This is a genomic window from Pseudoalteromonas sp. J2K-J031 (genome assembly GCF_058197095.2).
The window spans coordinates 2936940-2958286 of the sequence record NZ_CM200279.1; the positions used below are offsets into that span (position 1 = coordinate 2936940).

At 39.7% G+C, this 21347-nt stretch carries 15 protein-coding genes and 1 tRNA gene; 5 read left to right on the forward strand and 11 right to left on the reverse strand.

All coding sequences use genetic code 11. From position 1 onward, the window contains the following. Window positions 1-101: 101 nt before the first annotated feature. Together AC3KZC_RS13300 and radA are read right to left on the reverse strand one after the other, a co-directional pair. Window positions 102-2285 (reverse strand): OsmC domain/YcaO domain-containing protein, encoded by a 2184-nt coding sequence (locus AC3KZC_RS13300; RefSeq protein WP_490578812.1) that lies wholly within the window; start codon window positions 2283-2285, stop codon window positions 102-104. A 390-nt stretch (window positions 2286-2675) separates the two neighbouring features. Further along, entirely contained in the window at window positions 2676-4040 is a 1365-nt protein-coding gene (gene radA, locus AC3KZC_RS13305) for a DNA repair protein RadA (protein ID WP_490578811.1), read from the reverse strand. 136 nt (window positions 4041-4176) lie between these two features. Between radA and AC3KZC_RS13310 the strand changes: the two genes are divergently transcribed. Further along, window positions 4177-6687 (forward strand): PilZ domain-containing protein, encoded by a 2511-nt coding sequence (locus tag AC3KZC_RS13310; protein WP_490578810.1) that lies wholly within the window; start codon window positions 4177-4179, stop codon window positions 6685-6687. On the opposite strand, the gene serB is transcribed toward AC3KZC_RS13310, so the two are convergent. Further along, the gene (serB, locus tag AC3KZC_RS13315) at window positions 6684-7688 is read right to left on the reverse strand and encodes a phosphoserine phosphatase SerB (protein WP_490578809.1); all 1005 of its coding nucleotides are present in this window, start codon (window positions 7686-7688) and stop codon (window positions 6684-6686) included. The two genes, AC3KZC_RS13310 and serB, sit on opposite strands and share 4 nt — an antisense overlap. Before the next feature lie 122 nt (window positions 7689-7810). On the opposite strand from serB, the gene AC3KZC_RS13320 reads away from it, so the two are divergent. Continuing rightward, entirely contained in the window at window positions 7811-8428 is a 618-nt protein-coding gene (locus tag AC3KZC_RS13320) for an AhpA/YtjB family protein (protein WP_490578808.1), read from the forward strand. Here the strand turns inward: AC3KZC_RS13320 and AC3KZC_RS13325 are convergent. The 4 genes from AC3KZC_RS13325 to prfC all read right to left on the reverse strand — a co-directional run bounded on the left by AC3KZC_RS13325 (window position 8398) and on the right by prfC (window position 13352). Continuing rightward, complete coding sequence (locus AC3KZC_RS13325) at window positions 8398-9165, reverse strand: TatD family hydrolase (RefSeq protein WP_490578879.1); 768 nt, start codon at window positions 9163-9165, stop codon at window positions 8398-8400. The two genes, AC3KZC_RS13320 and AC3KZC_RS13325, sit on opposite strands and share 31 nt — an antisense overlap. Window positions 9166-9182: 17 nt before the next feature. Continuing rightward, window positions 9183-9821: a pyridoxamine 5'-phosphate oxidase gene (pdxH, locus tag AC3KZC_RS13330; RefSeq protein ID WP_490578807.1), complete on the reverse strand. Its 639-nt coding sequence runs from the start codon at window positions 9819-9821 to the stop codon at window positions 9183-9185. Between the two features lie 81 nt (window positions 9822-9902). After that, complete coding sequence (argS, locus tag AC3KZC_RS13335; RefSeq protein ID WP_490578806.1) at window positions 9903-11645, reverse strand: arginine--tRNA ligase; 1743 nt, start codon at window positions 11643-11645, stop codon at window positions 9903-9905. A 123-nt stretch (window positions 11646-11768) separates the two neighbouring features. Continuing rightward, the gene (gene prfC, locus AC3KZC_RS13340) at window positions 11769-13352 is read right to left on the reverse strand and encodes a peptide chain release factor 3 (protein ID WP_490578805.1); all 1584 of its coding nucleotides are present in this window, start codon (window positions 13350-13352) and stop codon (window positions 11769-11771) included. 231 nt (window positions 13353-13583) lie between these two features. Here prfC and AC3KZC_RS13345 point away from each other — a divergent pair, with 231 nt between their 5' ends. Beyond that, window positions 13584-15857: a TonB-dependent receptor plug domain-containing protein gene (locus AC3KZC_RS13345; RefSeq protein WP_490578804.1), complete on the forward strand. Its 2274-nt coding sequence runs from the start codon at window positions 13584-13586 to the stop codon at window positions 15855-15857. 24 nt (window positions 15858-15881) lie between these two features. On the opposite strand, the gene AC3KZC_RS13350 is transcribed toward AC3KZC_RS13345, so the two are convergent. Next, window positions 15882-16421, reverse strand: a complete 540-nt coding sequence (locus tag AC3KZC_RS13350) for a YfiR/HmsC family protein (protein WP_490578803.1) — start codon at window positions 16419-16421, stop codon at window positions 15882-15884. Window positions 16422-16547: 126 nt separating this feature from the next. Between AC3KZC_RS13350 and AC3KZC_RS13355 the strand changes: the two genes are divergently transcribed. Next, complete coding sequence (locus AC3KZC_RS13355; RefSeq protein ID WP_490578802.1) at window positions 16548-19202, forward strand: hybrid sensor histidine kinase/response regulator; 2655 nt, start codon at window positions 16548-16550, stop codon at window positions 19200-19202. Here the strand turns inward: AC3KZC_RS13355 and rimI are convergent. The 3 genes from rimI to AC3KZC_RS13370 all read right to left on the reverse strand — a co-directional run bounded on the left by rimI (window position 19183) and on the right by AC3KZC_RS13370 (window position 20068). Beyond that, window positions 19183-19635: a ribosomal protein S18-alanine N-acetyltransferase gene (rimI, locus tag AC3KZC_RS13360; RefSeq protein ID WP_490578801.1), complete on the reverse strand. Its 453-nt coding sequence runs from the start codon at window positions 19633-19635 to the stop codon at window positions 19183-19185. The genes AC3KZC_RS13355 and rimI overlap by 20 nt on opposite strands. Continuing rightward, entirely contained in the window at window positions 19635-19919 is a 285-nt protein-coding gene (locus AC3KZC_RS13365) for a hypothetical protein (protein ID WP_490578800.1), read from the reverse strand. Before AC3KZC_RS13365 ends, rimI begins: the two co-directional genes overlap by 1 nt. A gap of 72 nt (window positions 19920-19991) precedes the next feature. After that, window positions 19992-20068 (reverse strand) — tRNA-Trp (locus AC3KZC_RS13370). 222 nt (window positions 20069-20290) lie between these two features. Here AC3KZC_RS13370 and AC3KZC_RS13375 point away from each other — a divergent pair. Next, entirely contained in the window at window positions 20291-21313 is a 1023-nt protein-coding gene (locus tag AC3KZC_RS13375; protein ID WP_490578799.1) for a GGDEF domain-containing protein, read from the forward strand. Window positions 21314-21347: the final 34 nt, after the last annotated feature.

Consider the following 21347-nt stretch of genomic DNA (forward strand, 5'->3'; position numbering starts at 1 on the left):
TCGTAAAAAACAAAAAAGCCAATCTTAGATTGGCTTTTTTAATGGGTTTAATTTTTAGCTTTCAGCTTTTAACTTCTCACCTTTAAATCAGGCGCAGTCAATTAACGTTTTGCTTTAGCCGCGCGTGCCGCATGAAGTTTTTTGTAACTATCAATTAGACGTTGATGACGCTCTAAACCTTCGAGTTTCATACTGGTTGGTGTTAAACCATAAAATCTAACGTCACCAGTCACAGTACCAATCGCATTTTTCATTACGTCAACACCAAACATGCGATTAAAGTTATGCATGAAATCATCAAGTTCAAGTTCATCGTCTAAGGCAATTTCAAGTACTGCATGAACCGCTTGGTAAAACAAACCACGCTGCACAGTATTGGTATTAAACTGTAAGAACGACTCAACTAAATCAATCGCGTCTTCAAGCTCACCTAGCGCTAAATAAATCAATATCTTAAGCTCAAGAATCGTCACTTGACCCCAAACGGTATTTTCATCAAATTCAACACCAATTAAGGTGATAATATCGATGTAATTATCAAGCTGGCTTTCTTCTAAACGCCCCACTAACTTGCGAAGAGCACGTTTATTTAACGAGTGGATATTTAAAATATCAGCACGATATTGCAGCGCTTTATTGGTATTGTCCCAAATTAAGTCTTCCACTGGGTACACTTCTGAATAATCAGGTACTAAAATCCGACATGCCGTACCTAAGTCTGAAAACTCAGCAATATACGCCTCTTTACCTAAGTCTTTTAAAATACCGAATAAACTTTCTGTTTCTTCTGCGTTAGTGCCTGAAAAATCCCACTCACAGAATTCATAATCAAACTTACTGCTAAAGAAGCGCCATGAAATCACACCGGTTGAATCAATAAAGTGTTCAACAAAGTTCTCAGGTTCCGATACCGCCATGCTGTTAAAAGTAGGCTTTGGTACATCGTTTAAGCCTTCAAAACTGCGACCTTGTAATAACTCTGTTAAGCTGCGCTCAAGTGCCACTTCAAAACTTGGGTGCGCACCAAACGAGGCAAATACACCACCGGTTTTAGGATTCATTAACGTCACACACATCACAGGGAATTGACCACCTAATGACGCATCTTTAACCACCACAGGGAAGCCTTGCTCTTCAAGCCCTTTAATACCAGCAACAATACTTGGATATTTATCAAGTACCGCTTGTGGCACATCAGGAAGTACAATTTCTTGCTCAATGATTTGACGTTTTACTGCACGCTCAAAAATTTCAGACAAACACTGTACTTTCGCTTCGGCAAAATTATTGCCAGCGCTCATACCATTACTTAAAAATAAGTTTTCAATCAGGTTAGATGGAAAATACACCGTTTCGCCATCCGAGTGACGGACATACGGAATCGCACAAATACCACGTTCAACATTACCTGAGTTTGTATCAATCAGATGTGAACCTTGCAGCTCACCTTCAGGATCATAAATCTCACGGGTATAGTCGTCTAAAATGCCCTCAGGTAAGGCATCACTTGCATCAGGTTTAAACCACTTTTCATTGGGATAATGAACAAACTCGCTATTGGCGATGTCTTCCCCTAAAAATTGATCGTTATAGAAGAAGTTACAGTTCAAACGCTCAATAAATTCACCTAATGCTGAACACAAGGCGCTTTCTTTGGTTGCACCCTTACCATTGGTAAAACACATTGGCGAGGCCGCATCTCGAATATGCAACGACCATACGTTTGGTACAATGTTGCGCCATGATGAGATTTCAATCTTCATACCTAGCTCAGCTAAAATGCTGGTCATATTGGCAATGGTTTGCTCAAGCGGTAAATCTTTGCCCAAAATGAAGGTATTTTCTGCATCTTGCGGCTTGACCATTAACATGGCTTGCGCGTCTTCGTCTAAATTGGTTACCGTTTCAATTTTAAATTCAGGCCCTGTTTGCACGACTTTTTTCACCGTACAGCGGTCGATTGAACGTAAAATACCTTCGCGATCTTTTTCAGATAAGCTCTCTGGTAATTCAACTTGAATTTGGAAAATTTGGTTGTAACGATCTTCCGGATCAACAATATTATTTTGTGATAAACGAATGCCATCGGTCGAAATATCACGCGCGTTACAATAAACCTTAACAAAATACGCAGCGCACAAAGCTGACGACGCTAAAAAGTAATCGAATGGGCTTGGTGCTGAACCATCCCCTTTATAACGAATTGGTTGATCGGCGATTACCGAGAAGTCATCAAACTTAGCTTCAAGCCTAAGATTGTCGAGAAAATCAACTTTAATTTCCATTGAATGTGTTCCACTTTGAAGAGCTAAACAGGTAGATTTTATACCAATCACGATAAGTAAGTGATCAAAAATAGCGTAGGAAAAACGCTTGAGAACAAGGCAGATTTTTTCGATAAGTAGTTATTCTACAATCAAAAAATCTAACGAAGTTATCGAGTGTTTTAACAAGCTAGGGTGATCAGTTATTTATTACGATTGGTATTATTCGCCATCAGACGTAAAAACACCCTATTCAGCATTAATCATAATTGCGCTAATTATCTGCTTTTTCAGCTCAATAGTCTTGGTCAAATTACATAAAATGCAAATTATGTCGGTATTTCAGGCAATAAAAAGCCGAACTGAATCTGCTTTAAAAAATATAGACACAACTTACTGCGCTAATGATATTTAAAAAAGAGCCTCTAATGCTTGCGATAAGTTAGTCACCGCAATCACTTCCATTCCCGCAATTTGCTCTTTGGGTTTATTCGCAACAGGCACTATGGCACGTTTAAAGCCATGTTTTGCTGCCTCTTTGATGCGCTCTTGACCACTTGGTACGGGGCGAATTTCACCACCTAGCCCCACTTCACCAAATACCACTAATTCGCGCGATAACGCATGGTTTTTAAAGCTTGAGACTAAGGCAGCTATTAACGCTAAATCCGCACTGGTTTCGGTCACTTTCACCCCACCAACCACATTGACAAACACATCTTGGTCAGCCACTTGAAGGCCACCATGACGATGCAATACCGCCAATAACATGGCTAAACGGTTTTGCTCCATCCCAACGGTCACCCGCCTAGGATTGGCCAATTGTGAATAATCGACCAAGGCTTGCACCTCAACCAATAATGGCCGCGTACCTTCCCAAATCACCATCACTAACGAACCAGGGCTTTGCTCACTGGAGCGATTTAAAAAGATTGCTGATGGATTACTGACTTCTTTTAAGCCCATTTCTGTCATCGCAAAAACGCCAAGCTCATTGACCGCACCAAAACGGTTTTTATTGCCGCGTAAAGTACGAAAACGGCTATCGCTTTCACCCTCAAGTAAAATTGAGCAGTCAATACAATGTTCAAGCACTTTAGGACCAGCCAATGAACCATCTTTAGTAACATGGCCCACCATAATAATGGCAACCTGATGTTGCTTGGCAAAACGCGTTAAATAAGCGGCACTTTCCCGTACTTGTGACACACTGCCTGGGGATGATTGCACATCGGTCATATGCATCACTTGAATCGAGTCGATGACCATAATTTGCGGCTTTTCAATTAAAGCAAGCTGGCAAATGGTTTCGACATTGGTTTCAGCTAAGGTTTTTAACTTATTAGTCGGTAAATTTAAGCGTTTCGCGCGCATCGCTACTTGCTGTAACGACTCTTCTCCGGTGACGTAAAGCGCGGTCATTTTTTCAGCCAGTAAACACATGGTCTGTAATAACACGGTACTTTTACCTGCACCGGGTGAGCCACCAATTAAAATCGCGCTCCCCGGCACAACACCGCCGCCTAACACACGGTCAAACTCCGAAAAACCAGTACTAAAACGCGGTAATTCACTTAAATTGATTTCATCTAATCGTTGGACTTTTGCTTCAACAAAACCAGCATAACCGGCGGTAGCACCAACACTGGGTTTAATGGTTGGTACGCGAAATTCCGACACAGTATTCCACGCCTTACATTCTGTACATTGGCCTTGCCAACGCGAAAATTCAGCGCCGCATTCGTTACAGACAAACGCAGTTTTCTTTTTTACCATAAGTTCACAGGCATATTTTTTGCAGTGAGGTAATTAGAGATTTTTATAATTAAATTAGTTATTCTCTAACAGCACTGTTAAGTGATTCAATCTTGTGATTATACAGCGTTTAAAAAAATAAAGGTGATGGATTTTTATGTCAGATGATGTCTTGCTCAAGTATCAAACTTTAATCGATAAACTTCGAGAAAAATTGGGCTCGACTAATTTTGATAAGTTTTTTCAAAGTAAAACAAAAAACCTGTCTAAGCCCGATCAGTTCTTATTAAAGATGGAAATGAATCGTCTGTCTCAACCAGTACAACGTTTTATTGACTTACGAGGCCAAGTTACCGGTGATGTGAAACCATACGAATACCAAGGCAAACAACACTTTATGGACAACATGGCTATTGAAGTGTTTGAAAAAGCCATCAAACAACATGGCGGTTACACTTTAGCGGTTTACGAAGCGGTGATGAATACCGATAACAATCATAAAGTCATGCAGCGCAAAGCAAAAGAAGCCGGCCAAGCAGCACCCGTTTTGACTCAAGTCGTCGAAAAGAAAATTCCTTTAACTCACCTCGTTGAGTTTGCAAGTTATGAAACCCGCTCTGAAGAGCGCATGAATTATTCTATTCGAATTAAAATTGAATTATCACGTAACAATACTATTGAAGCTAACACGTCGGATATTTCTGTCAGTGGCTGCAAAATTAAACTTCCCGTTCGTTATGAAGTAACTCAAGGACAAATGCTGCAGTTGCGATTGGTGGGCCTTGAGCAAGATTTTGATCTCGGTCTCAAAGATGGTGTGCATTATGAGGTAGTCGCGATTGAAAATACTCATACCGACTATAATTACATTCGCTTAAAGCGCACCTATGAAGAAAACAGCCCTACTTTTGATGAATTTTTACGCAGTTTTATTCATGGCAATAAACGCCGTTACAAAGTCAATATCGACAACACCTTAGAAGCTGTGATTGTAAAAGGGTATGAGCAATATTATTTGCCTAGGACGAGTGCATTATTCCTTTTTTTAAATGAAAAAAATCAGATAGTACAACCTCATTTAAGCTTAACCAACGAAAATAATATCAATACCTTGCGTTATTTTACCGATGAAAATAAGCAGTCGGTTCTATCAAGTATTCTTAATAGCGCGCGTATTCAAGCACTCAATAACCAAACATCTCACGTGAAAACCACCACACTTTATAGCTTTAATCATATCGCGGGTGGTAAATTATTTTTTTACTCGGCTACGGATCTTGAGCTCAGCCAAACTCCCGCATTAAAAGAGCTTTTTTTAGGGTTTGGCAGCCAAAAAGCCAGCTGGCGCACGTTTGTTGTGCAAATGATGCCTTGTGTTGATACCGACGCTTTTATTCCTCTATCGCTGCCTGAAACTGCCGGTACTGACATCGCAAAATTTAATAAACCCCCCTCACCTAGAGTGCAAGGGTTACTAAAAGACATTAAATTTTTAGTGTTACTGACAGATATCACGACTGCATCTGCTTCGGCTGAATATCAAAAAAATACGTTTAAAAAAGAGCAAGTGAATGCCCTTAAACAATTTGGTCATGCCAAGCAAAAAGAATACCCAGCGCTTGATGCAATTGCTTTAGAGTACATAAACTTACGCGCCGAAACGCGCTATTTATACAAAACCACCATTGAATTTGAGCAAGAAGAAAGTGTTAAAGTTACCGCTCACACTTTAGACTTTTCTGAAAACGGGCTTCAAATCGAACTTGAGACTCCAACCCGCTATGAAAAAGGTGATTTATTACTGGTGGCGTTTCCTGATTTACAAAAAATCACTAGAAAACATCAGTTAAGCAAATTGCCTTACGAAATTATGGCGATTAGCAAAACAAAAACAATTGTTAATTTAAGAAGTTATCAACCTAGCCCTGATTTACCTCATCAAGGTTCTATTTTTTTCACTCAATTGATTGCCAATAATAAAGATAAATTGCAAGCATCTGAAGAATCACCAAAAGTGCCAGGGCTTTCAAATGCATTACGCAATATAGTTACCAAAAATGTTTGCCAGTTTCCGTTTTATCTTCATAAAAAAACCTCTCACATTCAAGTCGGTGCGATCGCTAAAGGGCTTTATCCAACCAATTTCCACCTACTGCTTCAGCATTTTAATTTGCTCAATGAACACTTTTCGATTGCGCAATTTATGCCTGAGAATGTGATTGATGATATTTTCCTCCCACGTTTAAAGACCTTAAAACGCCAAGATCCGCCGTTACAAATTGATTTGTACATTCGTTTTAACCCCCTGATTAAAAGCTTAGATAAGGCGGTTATGTGTGATTATGTACCGACCGAATATACTTCGCTCAGTAAAAAGAGCTTTATCAGCGCCTCAGCGCAGCAAGATTTATTTTTTGGCTTTCGTATTTTTCTATCTCGCACCGGTCGCCCTGATACAGAGTACTTGGCTAAGGAGCTTGGCTATATCAGTCAGTATGCTCAGCATAAAGCCCGCATTCTAGAAGAAGAACTCTGGTCAGTGGTGTGTGTAGGTGAAATGATTGAAATTACAGATGAATTAACGCAGCGCTATAATATTGAAGCTAAATTACTTCATAATATGGCACTACGTAAAAAGAACTGGCTACAAAAATTAACCTTGAGCTAAAGGTCTAATGGGGGCAAAGCTAAAAAGTAAATCACTTGTAATAATGAGCCATGTTGGACTGCCACATCCGCTGTTTTAGCCACCAGCGGCTTACCGTGCACTGCTACACCTAAGCCTGCAGCTGCCATCATTTTAAGATCGTTTGCGCCATCCCCCATTGCCACTGTTTGATTTAAGGCTAACCCTAATTGCTCTGCATAACGCATTAAAAACTGTCGCTTTTCCTCTGCATCTACAATCGTGCCGAGCACTCGCCCAGTTAGAGCACCGTTTTTTGTTTCAAGTTCATTGGCATGAATGGCATCAAGCTCAAGTAAACTTTGCACTTGCAGTGCAAAAGGAATAAATCCGCCCGACGCAATGGCGAGTGTCCAATCGTGCTGTTTAAGCACAGAGCAAAGTGCCTGCACGCCATGCATCAATGGTAATTGCGCTTTTAATTTATCAATTAAGAGTTGCTCAACACCTTCGAGTTTTGCAACTCGCAAACGTAGGCTTTCAGAAAACTCCAGTGCCCCTTGCATCGCCTGCTTTGTGACTGCGGATACTTCATCATAAACCCCCGCTAAACGAGCTATTTCATCAATACACTCAATTTCGATAGCTGTTGAATCCATATCCATCACCAACAACCCGGGCTGGTATAACGTTGGTGGGGCACAAAACATAGCCAATTGTAGTGACACTTGGGTTTGCAGTCGCTCAAATTGTTCTCGCGCAATCGGTTTGACGGGTGAAAAAGCGATGGCAAGCGCAGGCTTTAAATCGCTCAACGGTTGATAAAGGCAAATTTGGCAATTGTTAATCTGTTGCTCATTTAAAAAAGCCTGCAATGTAGTTAATAAAACATGGTCAAGCTCACCATCAAAAGCAACTAAATACTGCACCTCACCTTTAGATGGCGAGTTTGAGGTGTTTTTCCCAACATTGCTGGGATACCAATGATTTAATACTAAGCTTTGCTCGATTACGAGTTGTGTTACTACTGACCAATTTAACATGGGCTTGATTACTCCAATAAAAAAGATATCTAAGCCACGTTGCCCATAAAATGCTGCAGTCACTTAGCCGTATTGCATTTTTACCAAGAAATGCGCACACTGTCAGCAGAGCATTGAGCATTATGAAAAAAACACAACTTAAAAACCCGGCAGTTGCATCCAGTTATCAAAGACTCACCCGCTTGAGTCTGGCTTTGTTATGCCTGTTTATTTTTGTCAATGTTGCGTTTAATTCGAGCTTTCAAAGCCATGATATTTTGCTCAAACAATCCCACACGACTGCTCGAAGCCTCGCATTACAGATGTCGTTAGGTGCACGTGATGCACTTAAAGATGAAGACCAACCAGCTTTGCAACGCATAGTTAATAATTTAGTGAAAGATCCTTATGTGCAATCGGCAGCTATTTTTAACCAATTTGGTGAGTTGATTGTTAAAAGTGATAATGGCTACTTATACAAAGAACAAGTTAACCAACCTAAAGCACTTCCTGGGGTCTCTACGTTACTCACCCCTGTGATTGAACCAATCGTGACACAGTCAGGTAAACGTTTGGGGTTTGTTCGTTTAACCTATTTATCACGTGCAGCAATGAGTGAAGGACACTCCTACTTCCACCAGCTTGGACGTCAAATTGCATTGATGCTTATATTGTCGATTGTAGGTACATGGTTGGTCGCAAGAAGTATTAAACGCTGGCAAGTATTACGTTATATTCGAAAAATTTCACTACACGATTGACGCAATTGCTCTGCAACTTCCTCGGCAGGCTCTTTTCTTAACGCCACCAAATGCGTGAACACATCAATTAATGCCAATGGGCTATTAGGTTGCCCTTGCGCACCAAATAAAGGCATCGAGGGCGCATCAGTTTCTATAAGTAGGCTTTGTAACGCGATTGTCGCGATTGTTTCTCGTGTTTTTTGACTGCGCTCATAGCTAATGATCCCGCCCACTCCAAGCTTAAATCCATGTTGAATATAATACCGAGCAATTTGTATGCTGCCCGAAAATGCATGGATCACCCCGCCATGTTTCGGTGGGCATTGTTTAAATGCGGCTTGAATTAAATCATGACTTTGTCGATGGTGGACGATCAGGGGTAACTTTAAATCATTAGCCAGTGCGATATGTGCAATAAAAATACGCTGTTGCAGCTCAAGGTTCGGTTGAGCTCGGTCGATCCCGCATTCACCAATCGCACAAAGTTGTTTTTTATGCTGCTTAGCAAGCAAGATGATCGCTTGCATGTCAGTGTCGGCTGTTTGCGTTAAAAAATAGGGGTGTAAACCAAAAGCGATATGTAAAAACTGAGGATATTGCACCTTAAAGCTAAGTAAGTGCTCAGATTGCTGCACACTCACTCCAGGCACGATAACATTAATGATGCCAAGTTTTTGGCACGAAGTGATTAACTCATGGCGCTTAAAATCGAACTCACTAAAATCAAGATGACAATGTGAGTCGATTAACTCAATCTTTGACGTATTCACAATTACGGATTGAGACGCTCAATGTTCCATTGGCCATCGGCTTGTTTTCGATACATAAAACGATCATGTAAACGGTGCGCACCACCTTGCCAAAATTCTATTTGATGCGGCTCAATACAATATCCACCCCAAAATGAAGGGAGTGGAATTTCCCCTTGAGCAAACTTATTTTTCATTTGAGCAAACTTTTCAAGTAAGACTTGTTTAGAAGAGATCGGGCGACTTTGTTCAGAGGTCCATGCTGCAATTTGGCTTTCTTTTGGTCGTGATAAAAAGTATTTTGTCACCGCAAGATTGGACAGGGGTTTGGCTGTGCCATAAACGATTACTTGGCGCTCTAATGGATGCCATGGAAAATGTAAGCTTATTTTATTATTTTTTGCTAACTCTTGCGCTTTGCGTGACCCGGTATTGGTAAAAAATACAAAGCCATTTTCATCAACATTTTTAAGCAATACAATGCGCTGCGAAGGCTGGCCATCGGCATCAACTGTTGCGACTACCATCGCCGTTGGATCGGGCAAATCGGCTTCTACAGCTTGCTTTAGCCATGCTTCAAATTGCACAAACGGATTATCGTTGAGCATGTCACGCTCTAATCCATCTTTGAGGTATTCCCTTCTAATATCATCCAACTTCATTTTTATCCCCTCAGATTCACAATAAAAATTAATACTCACTACAAATAAAAACAGCGCTTATGCGCTGTTTTTTTTACTAAATTACATTTGCTCCATCACTTCAATGCCCAGTAAACCTAAACCTTGTTGTAAGGTATTAGCCACTAAATTACAGAGCACCAAGCGGCTGTCACGTAAATCAGCACTAATGTCATCTTTAAGTACCGGGCACGCTTCGTAGAACGTCATGTATAAACTTGCCAGTTCATACAAGTACCCACACAATACGTGTGGTGTAGCATCAGTGATCATTTGATCAAGCACTTCTTCAAGTTGTAATAACTTAAGTGCTAATGCTTTTTCTTGTGGCTCTGCAATGGTGATTGCTGCATTTAATGTGCTTGGATCAATATTTGCTTTGCGAAATAAACTGCGCACACGCATATAAGCATATTGTAAATAAGGGGCGGTTGCGCCCTCAAAGCTCAACATGCTGTCCCAGTTGAAGATATAGTCGCTGGTGCGGTTTTTAGATAAATCCGCATATTTAACTGCGCCAATACCCACTTTACGGGCAATTTCAGCTCGTTCTTGTTCTGATAAATCAGACTCACGCTCTGCAAGTTTAGCGGCAGCACGTACGATGGCTTCTTCTAATAAATCGGCCAGTTTAACTGTATCACCACTACGAGTTTTGAATGGTTTACCATCTTCCCCCATCATGGTTCCAAATGGGCAAAACTCATAACTGGTTGCATCGCGTAATAAACCGGCTTTACGCGCTGTGAATTCAACTTGGCTAAAATGAAGGCTTTGGCGCGCATCAACAAAAATTAAGATACGGTCTGCCATCAGTTTATTTGAACGATAATCACAGGCAGCTAAATCCGTTGTGGCATATAAGAAACCGCCACCCGATTTTTGCACGATAAACGCCGATGGTTCACCATCTTTATTGGCAAGCTCATCTAAAAACACCACTTGTGCGCCTTGAGACTCAACGGCAATATTTTTCGCTTTTAATAACGCGATAATATTATGTAGTTCACTGTTGTAAGCACTTTCAGCCATAATGTCATCTTGCGTAAGTGTCACATTTAATTTGTGGTACACCTCAGCTGAATGTTTTACTGACGTATTAATGAATAAGCGCCATAGTTTTTCACAGTGCGCATCACCTGATTGCAGTTTTACTACGTAGTCTCGGGCTTTATCCGCAAAACCGTCTTCGTCATCAAAACGTTTTTTAGAATCACGATAAAAAGACTCTAAATCGGCTAAAGCCACCGCTTCAAGATCAATTCCTTGATTTAATAAATCTTCAAGGTGCGCGATAAGCATGCCAAATTGTGTGCCCCAATCACCCATGTGATTTTGACGTACCACGGTATCACCACGAAACTCAAGTGCACGAACAACAGCATCACCAATAATGGTTGAGCGCAAATGGCCTACATGCATCTCTTTGGCAAGGTTTGGTGATGAGTAATCAACCACAACTTTTTGTGAGGTTGCATGGGCTTGCACACCCAGTTTTTCATCTTGATTCGCTTTGGCAAGTTGCGCTGCTAAAAACTCAGGTTTTAAATGGATATTAATGAATCCTGGGCCTGCAATTTCAAGCTCGGCAGCAACATCGTTTAAATCCAGATGATCGATAATTTTTTGGGCTAATTCGCGTGGGTTGGCTTTTAACTTTTTAGCCGCGCCCATTGCACCATTAATTTGGTAATCGCCAAATTGTGCACGGGTACTTTGTGTGACTGCAGGATTTGTATCTTCGGGTAAGCCTGCTGCAACCATAGCTGCAACTGCTCTTTGAACTAATAACTGACGAATGTTCATGTACTTTCTCTTTTAGTCGCTGACACTGCACCAGCATCAGCTCAATATTAAAGACTAAATAATACGGCCACTGTAGGCCGTAATTAAGAATGGTGCGTTATAAAAAACATAACGCACATACGATTAATGCTCGCGTGTTTGGTGGAATGTAATGTCAGGATGACGTTCCATCGAGAGGTTTAAATTAACGCGACTTGGCGCGATATACGTTAGATTATCACCACCATCAAGTGCTAGGTTTGGCTCACACTTGCGTTTAAACTCTTCATATTTTTTGCTGTCTTTGCCAGACACCCAACGCGCAGTGCTAACATTAACACTTTCATATATCGCATCAACATTGTATTCCGATTTCAAACGAGCAACCACCACATCAAACTGCAGCACACCGACCGCGCCAACAATTAAATCATTGTTAATTAATGGTCTAAATACCTGTACAGCACCCTCTTCAGAGAGCTGTACTAAGCCTTTTAACAATTGCTTTTGTTTTAACGGGTCACGTAAACGAATACGACGGAATAATTCTGGCGCAAAGTTTGGAATACCACTGAATTTTAACTTTTCACCTTGGGTAAAGGTATCACCAATTTGAATAGTCCCGTGATTGTGTAAACCAATGATATCACCGGCAAACGCATCTGCTGCGCGCTCACGGTCACCCGCCATAAAGGTTACCGCATCAGAAATACTCACTGTTTTACCCAAACGCACATGGTTCATCTTCATGCCTTGGCTGTATTTACCCGATACAATACGCATAAAGGCGATACGGTCACGGTGTTTTGGATCCATGTTTGCTTGAATTTTAAAAACAAAACCTGAAAAGCTTTCTTCGGTCGCAACCACTTCGCGCTCTTCAGATTGACGCGGTAATGGTGATGGCGCCCATGCGGTTAATCCATCTAAAAAGTGATCAACACCAAAGTTACCAAGTGCCGTACCAAAAAATACAGGGGTTAACTTACCTTGTAAAAATAGCTCGTGATCAAACTCATGTGAGGCACCAATTACCAGCTCTAAATCATCACGTAGTTGCGCAGCTAAATCATCACCAATGGCTTTATCAAGTTCAGGATTATCTAATCCTTTAATAATACGAACCTCTTGAATGGTATGACCTAAACCTGATTGGTATAATATGGTTTCTTCGCGATGTAAGTGGTACACACCTTTAAAACCTTTACCACAACCAATTGGCCATGTGATGGGCGCACACGCAATTTTAAGTTCATTTTCAACTTCGTCCATGACTTCCATTGGGTCGCGGACTTCACGGTCAAGTTTATTCATGAACGTTACAATTGGCGTATCACGTAAACGTGTTACTTCCATTAATTTGCGGGTACGATCCTCGACCCCTTTTGCGGCATCAATCACCATTAAGCACGAATCTACCGCGGTTAAAGTACGATAAGTATCTTCAGAGAAATCTTCATGGCCTGGTGTATCTAACAGGTTCACTAAACAATCATTAAACGGAAATTGCATTACAGAGGTTGTAACAGAAATACCACGTTCTTTTTCCATTTCCATCCAGTCAGACTTCGCATGCTGATTTGAACCGCGACCCTTTACTGTACCTGCTCGCTGAATCGCATTTCCGAATAATAATACTTTTTCGGTGATCGTCGTTTTACCGGCGTCGGGGTGACTGATAATGGCAAACGTACGACGCTTGCTTACTTCTGGAGAAACACTGGACATTAAAACCGCCAATTGCTGAATGTTTAAAGATCAAAATGGGCTCAATTATAATACCAAACCAATAATTTAACTAGGTCTGCGAGGCCTTCAAATTGCCAGAAAACGAACAAGATTGCGTTTTATTGAGTATGTTTTTTCATGATTTATGGCAAAAATTTGGCTTCCCTCCATAAACTTATTCATTAAGTTATGCTAAGTTAAATTAATACTCAGCTATTGATAGTTTATTCAATGAATTATGTGTACTTGCCAGCTATTTTATTGTCCCTGCCTTGGTTTAATTTAGCCCAAGCACAACAAACCGAAGATTATGCTCTAGAAACATTACATTTAATGTCTTTGAATGAGCTACTAAATCTAGAAGTAGTGAGCGCAAGTCGCACCAAACAACGCGCGATTGATGCCCCAGCCAACATCACCGTTATCAATGCAAAAACCATATCTGAGCGCGGTTATCAAAATCTAATCGATGTATTACGTGATGTGCCTGGTTTTGATTTTGCCACAGTAGAAGACAGCGCGGGTGAATATACAACCCACAGCATTAATCGTGCTATTGGCGGCTCGCCTGGCAATGTGCAGTTGCTTATTTTAATTGACGGTGTCGTGCAAAACCATATCGCATTTAATTGGTCACAACCTTTTGGTAATCAGCAAATATTTTCCGATTTAAAGCGCATCGAAATCATTCAAGGCCCAGGTTCAGCAAGCTATGGGGCAAATGCTTACTCTGGGGTTATTCACTTTATTACCGCAGCGCAAGACGATGAATTAACGAATAAAGTTACAACACTGGTGGGTCAAAATAACAGCCACTCAACCAGCTTTGCTGTTGATAAACAATTAAGCGAACTGTATTTACAGCTTTCAGGACGCTTAGCTCAAACCGATGGTGATTCAGGATTAGATCGTTACGATCCAGCAGGTTACTTTGCGGCACACCTATCGCCAACGGTGCTAACTCAGCAGTACATTGATGGAAATTACATTGAAAACGGCCCAAATTCGTTAGCAAATAACCTGCAGGCTCCTGGGTTTAACAATCAATCCCGTGACTGGGCTTTAAGAGGTAAAGCGATTTGGCAGCCGAGTAATGCAGGATCTGGTATCAGTAAAATTGCACTCTCATTTAATAAATGGGTCCAACAACAAGGCCTTGGAAGCTACGTTACGGGCTTTGAATATCAAACTAGAGCAGACTCCTTTAAAAAACACCATCAAAATGGCCATGTCGCATTAGATATCGATTATCAATGGGATGATAATCATATGATTACCAGTAAATTATGGTATCGAGAAAACATTCAAAAACCCGATACAGGCTTCCAATATAGCTATCGTTTTGTTGATTTAGTGAAAAGTTATCATAGCGTAAACTCACAAGTTGGTTTAGAGCAGCAGCTCGAAGTATCACAAAATAACACAAATTGGCTGCTCGGCTATCGCATTCAAAATTCAAACAAAATGGATCAAGTAATCTCTCTTGGCCAATATCAAGCAGGAAACAATAGCGTTACGACCTCGCAATGGCATGATGCGACTGCAGGGCTTGGTTTATTCCGAAGTGGCAATGCTGATGCGCGTCAAGTTGAAGAATTTGCATTTTACGGTCAATACCAGCAACAGTTAACCGAACAAATAAACTACACCTTGGGTATTCGTTTTGATAAAAGTGATGAATATGGCTCAACTACTAACCCTCGGTTTGGACTAATTTATAATGCCGACAAATGGAATGACCAACTCGATTGGCGGATCAAATTGTTATATGGTCGTGCATTTCGTGAACCAAGCATTTTTGAATTAAGCGATGAATTTCGGGGTAATAAGAATTTAAAACCTGAATCTATTAGCACTTTTGAATTAGTCAGCCATTGGTTTTCAAGTAATCCAAATATTAATGCCAATCTAAAAGCGGCTGTTTTCTTTAGTCAGCAAGACGATACCATCGCGCTTGAAGCGCAAAATACTGAAGGCGGTAGTCGCTTCATCAATACAAATAGTGGTGATGTTTATGGTTTCTCTTTAGATGGTAATTGGCAATTGAACAAAAACCTAACAAGCTATTTCAATTATCAGTTTACCGATGGAAAACAAGAAGCTGAAAATTTAGCCATTGCCCATACAGCTAAACACAAAATTAATTGGGGAATTAGCTACAACGCGTTAAATGAACAGCTAAACATCAATTTACGAATGAATCATTTATTGTCACGCAGTGTGCCACTTAGCAATAGTTACTTTGAGCACCATGCACCCAATGCCTCTGTCGCAAACTTAGTGATCTCTTGGCAAGGCTGGCAGTTAAATAACCTAAGCCTTACACCACAACTGATTGTTAATAATCTATTTGACCATCAATATCTAGGTGTGGGTCGTCAAGACGGCAGTAGTGATGTGAGCCAATATAATGCTATCACTAACGTTAATCCGATTGGTTTTACTCCGCCTTATCACCCAGAACCAGGGCGCACAATATCAGCGCAATTAACGGCAACATTTTAACTAAAAAACCAATGTGAGGATGAATTAACGAACGGTATTAGCTATCGAGAGTATTTTATCGTCCCATTGCAAGCCCGATGCAGTACTCGTAGTCAAGTTTAAATAAAATTTTGGCCTTCCATCCGTTGCACCTAGCCCTAAAGTTATGCCTTTTTTAACCCAAGAAGAATGGCCACTAATCAACAAAGCATGATTGGTTGTTGCATAATGAACGGCTTGCTCGATTAAATTTTCATCTGCTACATACACCAAATCAAATGTCGAATCTGGTAGCTGCGCCCCTATTTCCAGCTTATCAATCTTGATTTCGCTATATCCTTTGCTTTTTAACTTATAAAATGAGCGGTAAATTTCAGGAGAAGCAATAATATAGATAGATATTTGCTCTTTCTTACTTAAACTGGCTTCGTAAGACAAAATCTTTGCAATCAGGATAACCTGTAAGCTCGGTGGCAACTCTGAAGCAAACGTTTTTACTGGTAATAAACCAGAAAAAAAGCATATGAAAAAAAATGCTAGCTGTTGATAAGTCGTCAATTTATTTTGCCGCTTGGCGTGGGCCATACTAATATGAGTTACTCTGCTAAGAATTAAAAATCACTGTTCTATTGTGTATTCAAATAGATAACTGTTTAATATTAAATCACTCAGTGTTATTAACAAGTACTAAAAAGGATATAGGGAAAAATAATGATCAAAAGCAAGCTAAGTATTAAGTTACTATGGTATGTAACCCCGCTTGTAATCGTTCCGTTATTATTTCTAGGTGGTTTTTCACTTTCAAATGTCACGCAATTTACCGAGCGTCAAGCTGAGCTCAGTGTGAGCCAATTTGTTGATCAACAAAAACAAAAAATATCTAATTACACCGAAGTATTTCACTCCACTACAGAGCTCTTATCCAACTCACCAGTATTAATTGATTTTCTTGAAGCATACAATAATAAATCAAGTACTAAAACAGTAAACTCAGGCTCGTTACTTGACGTTTTTGTCAGCTATATCAACGCATACCCAGATATTTTAAGTATCGACCTCATTACCCCTGAAGGTAAAAGTATCGCTTTCTATTCCAGCGATTTATTTGCAACGTCCGACAGTTATCATTTTACTGAAAGCTTACGAAACAGCTCCATCCGACGCCAACAATTTATGCATCAAAATGATCAAGGTGCAACCTCATTATATTTTGCCCAGCAAATATTTAAATCCGATTATCACCTTGAAAGCCCTAAATTAATGGCGTATCTCATTGTTCATTTAGATCCCTCTGTGCTCAACACCAGTATTTTAGAAGCCCCATTTGAAAATACGCTTAATATTGTACTCAATGAGCAAGGTAAAATTTTATTCAGTTCTAATTTTGACACACTTGGCAACTACCTCACTGAATTTGAGTATAAAAGTATTGTTGATGCCGCTGAACGCAATCATTTAGTCGAGCTAACCCTTGGTACTTTAGATACTCAAGAACGAATGGTCTATGCCAATCAAATGAATGGCGGCGCATTTTATGTTTCTTCCATCCCTAAAAATATTCTTTACGAATCAGGCAAAGCAATTACTTTATTTACCGCTTTAATTGTATTGAGCTCGATAATTCTATTACCAATATTGATTTTTATTGTTGTACGCACACTGTTACTCACACCGCTTGAAATGCTCGCAGAGGCCAGTCACAGGGTTGGTGATGGCGATCTTAAAATTTTACTGCCTATAGAGCGTGAAGATGAGATGGGCTCATTATTTCAAGATTTTAATCACATGGTGAGTCAAATCCGTCACTACCAAGGTCAACTTGAAGATTATAAAGAACACCTTGAAGAAAAAGTGGCAGCCCGAACCCACGAACTGGCAAAAATGAATCACCAGCTAGAAAAAGCCATGAACCAAGCCGAACAAGCTAGCCAATTAAAAAGCCGATTTTTAGCTAACATGAGTCACGAAATAAGGACCCCACTGACCGCAATCATGGGTTTTACAGAACAAATGCTCAACAAAGAGCCTGATGATAAAAAGTCTCAGCATTTAAATACCGTTTTACGAAATTCAAAACACCTTCTAGAACTTATTAATAATATTTTAGACTTATCAAAAATCGAAGCTGAAAAACTTGAAGTTGAACGACAACCTCTTGAACTCAGTCAACTTATCGAAGACGTCAACTCCATTGTCCTTGTTTTGGCCCAAGATAAAAACTTATCTTTTAACATTCAATATGACTACCCACTACCACGCACATTAAACAGTGACATAACACGCTTAAAGCAGATTTTACTCAATGTCTGTACTAATGCAGTCAAATTTACTACCGAAGGTTCAGTTACTTTATCCATTAGTGCCAAAAACGATTTAAACCAGTTAGAATTTAAAGTACAAGATACAGGCATTGGTATGTCGAATCAGGAACTTGAGCGAATTTTTAAACCTTTTGAACAAGCAGACTCAAGTACCACCCGAAAGTTTGGGGGGACAGGATTAGGGTTGTGTATTTCGAAAAACTTAGCTCAATTACTTGGAGGCAATATTACAGTTACCAGCCAACAAACTCAGGGGAGCTGTTTTATCATTACGGTTGCATGCCATAATGAATACATACCTGTCGATATTATCAAATCATCGCATGATTTAGCGCAGTTAAAACCAGCACAAGATCCAATAAAAAATGCCTATTATCAAGCTCAAATTTTAGTGGCTGAAGACAATCCTGATAATCAAGAGTTAATCCGTCTTTTACTTGAACAGTGGGGGCTTGAACCTCACTTTGCCAACAATGGTGCGCAAGCGGTTGAAATGGCGTTAACTCACGACTTCGACCTTATTCTAATGGATATGCAAATGCCTGTAATGGGAGGCTTAGAAGCAACCACAATGCTTAGAAACACAGCTTACGATGGCCCTATCATCGCCCTAACTGCTAATGTGATGAAACATGACATCGACACATACATAGCAGCAGGCTGCAATCAATCACTTGCAAAACCGATTGATAAACAAGAGCTTGAAAATACATTAGAGAAGTATTTAAGCCTTCAGCACCATACAAATAAACAATGGGAAGAGGTATTAAAAAGCGACCAATTTAAAAAGATCAGTGAGAATTACAAAGCAAAAATGCCCGAAATGAAAACACAGCTAACTGATTTATATAACACTAAAGACTGGGAGCAATTAACCGCACTCGCCCATAGCATTAAAGGAAGCGCTGGTTGCTTTGGATTTAAACAAATCAGTGATGCGGCCTCTGAACTCGAAAGCTGCCTGAAAGACAAGAACCAGCAAAAACTTGATTATCAATACTTAAAGCTTGAGCAATCAATCTTTTTTACATTGCAAATGGATTAAACGGTAACCCCATTAAAATTGCATTTTCATTACCATCTGCTGTTGGATAATAATTTTTTCGTATGCCCATTTCGCAAAAGCCAACTTTATTATAAAGATGAATAGCAGCTTGATTACTAGCTCTGACTTCTAAAAAAATATTTTCTGCACCGCGAGTTTCCGATTGCTCAATCAAATGAGCCATCAACCGAGATGCAACGCCCTTTCCCTGATGTGCAGGATGAACAGCAATATCCATTAGAGTAAAATCTGGTCCCGCCATTTCAGCAATATAAAAACCAACCAACTGAGCACAATCAAATAGCCCAAAATTAAAATATCGAGCGCCAAAACAAGATCCCATATTTTGTTCTGACCAAGGAAACGCATTCGCTGCAATTTCCACAGCCATCATTTCATTTAAATACTGCTCGTTTAGTGGTTGGATAATCATTATTGAAAGTCACTTAATTTAAGCCAAAGCTGCTTTTTTTCTTGCCCAGATAAGCCTCGCTCGCAGATCACCAGATGCGCAGGCTGTAACTCAAACCCTTCTTCAGGCCTAATACCAATCGTCACAATAGACTTAACCAAAACACGCTTAATATCATCAAAAAGCTGCTCTGATGCATTTAAATTTGAGTCTAGGTGTTCTATAGAAGGATAAAATTGATTACTAAAGTGAGCGTTAAGCGTTAAGGTTTCAATTTCAAAGATTTGATTTAACAGTTGAGACATTATTTAAACCATTAATGTATTCTTAGATGTTACGTTAACAGTAAAAGAGAGTTTATAGAAGAAGTAAGGAATTGGCAGGGGCGGAGAGATTCGAACTCCCAACCGTCGGTTTTGGAGACCGCTGTTCTACCAATTGGAACTACGCCCCTGCAATGTCGTCGAATTATAGAGAAGTTTTTATAAAGGTAAAGAGATAATTTAGTAAATTAGTTTAAGTGTCGTTATTTTAAACACTTAGTCTATATTTAAGCCAAAAAACGCAATTAAGCAACTCACAACGTGGCGTACTAACGTTGCATTCTAAAGCGATTCAATTATAAATAATAAATGAAGTATGCCTTTAAAGCTTCAAAAATAAAAATGAGGTCGTCATGCAAGAAGATCTATTAAATTCTGTAGTCAAAATTACCAAAAACCGTGATATCGATTCTTTAGAGTTCAGTCTTATTTCCACCATTCACGAATTTTTAAATTGTAAAGAGATTATCATTTACAAAAACCTTCCTGAAAGTAATGGCTCAGGAGTTGAAAAAAGTGCCTCATTGCATATTGATGCTGAAAATAACTATATTTGGGGTGAGCGCGAAATCTTACACGACATTTCTAAAGAGCTGGCATCATGCTTACATTCGGCCTGCACAATTAACATTCAAAAGAAAACAGGATTAGAACAACGCTGGCTACCTATTCAACTTAATGACAGACCAGTCGGGGCTATTTATATTCGCTGTAAAACCCTACAAAGCGATCAGCAAGTATTACTTAATTCTTATTGTCGTATTTATGAAAACTACCTCACCATACTCAATGAAAATGAACGGGATAAACTAACCAACTTGCTGAACCGTCAAACCTTCGATCGTAAAATAAAACAATTAATGCAAAACCAAATTAATGACCACTTCAAGGTACGAACAGAAAAAACAAACAGAAAACATTATGATGATTCAACGTCTTGGCTCGCTATGGTTGATATCGATCACTTTAAAAAAATTAATGATACCTATGGCCATGTTTGCGGAGATGAAGTGTTGCTGTTGCTTGCGCAAAGAATGTCCGCTTTTTTTCGAGTCTCGGACTTAGTCTTTCGCTTTGGTGGTGAAGAGTTTGTAATTGTGTTTGAACCAACAACGCAAGCATTGATCAGTAAACGACTAACAGCCTTTCTTAAACAAGTTAGCACGACCCCTTTTCCATTTATTAAACAATTAACTTTAAGTATTGGAGTTGCTCGAATGAGCCCTTATGATTTTCCAATTTCAGTGATTGAAAATGCGGATAAAGCGCTTTATTTTGCAAAAAATAACGGCAGAAATCAGATTGTTTTTTATTCTGACATGCCAAAAAACGAGCATATTATTGAACAAAACAATGACGAAATTGAACTGTTTTAAGCGTGCTGATTTAAATGTGGATTAACAATTACTC

Coding starts and splice junctions, on each gene's coding strand:
- AC3KZC_RS13300 (WP_490578812.1), bottom strand. CDS start 2,285: ATGGAAATTAAAGTTGATTTTCTCGACAATCTTAGGCTTGAAGCTAAG.
- radA (WP_490578811.1), bottom strand. CDS start 4,040: ATGGTAAAAAAGAAAACTGCGTTTGTCTGTAACGAATGCGGCGCTGAA.
- AC3KZC_RS13310 (WP_490578810.1), top strand. CDS start 4,177: ATGTCAGATGATGTCTTGCTCAAGTATCAAACTTTAATCGATAAACTT.
- serB (WP_490578809.1), bottom strand. CDS start 7,688: ATGTTAAATTGGTCAGTAGTAACACAACTCGTAATCGAGCAAAGCTTA.
- AC3KZC_RS13320 (WP_490578808.1), top strand. CDS start 7,811: ATGAAAAAAACACAACTTAAAAACCCGGCAGTTGCATCCAGTTATCAA.
- pdxH (WP_490578807.1), bottom strand. CDS start 9,821: ATGAAGTTGGATGATATTAGAAGGGAATACCTCAAAGATGGATTAGAG.
- argS (WP_490578806.1), bottom strand. CDS start 11,645: ATGAACATTCGTCAGTTATTAGTTCAAAGAGCAGTTGCAGCTATGGTT.
- prfC (WP_490578805.1), bottom strand. CDS start 13,352: ATGTCCAGTGTTTCTCCAGAAGTAAGCAAGCGTCGTACGTTTGCCATT.
- AC3KZC_RS13345 (WP_490578804.1), top strand. CDS start 13,584: ATGAATTATGTGTACTTGCCAGCTATTTTATTGTCCCTGCCTTGGTTT.
- AC3KZC_RS13350 (WP_490578803.1), bottom strand. CDS start 16,421: ATGGCCCACGCCAAGCGGCAAAATAAATTGACGACTTATCAACAGCTA.
- AC3KZC_RS13355 (WP_490578802.1), top strand. CDS start 16,548: ATGATCAAAAGCAAGCTAAGTATTAAGTTACTATGGTATGTAACCCCG.
- rimI (WP_490578801.1), bottom strand. CDS start 19,635: ATGATTATCCAACCACTAAACGAGCAGTATTTAAATGAAATGATGGCT.
- AC3KZC_RS13365 (WP_490578800.1), bottom strand. CDS start 19,919: ATGTCTCAACTGTTAAATCAAATCTTTGAAATTGAAACCTTAACGCTT.
- AC3KZC_RS13375 (WP_490578799.1), top strand. CDS start 20,291: ATGCAAGAAGATCTATTAAATTCTGTAGTCAAAATTACCAAAAACCGT.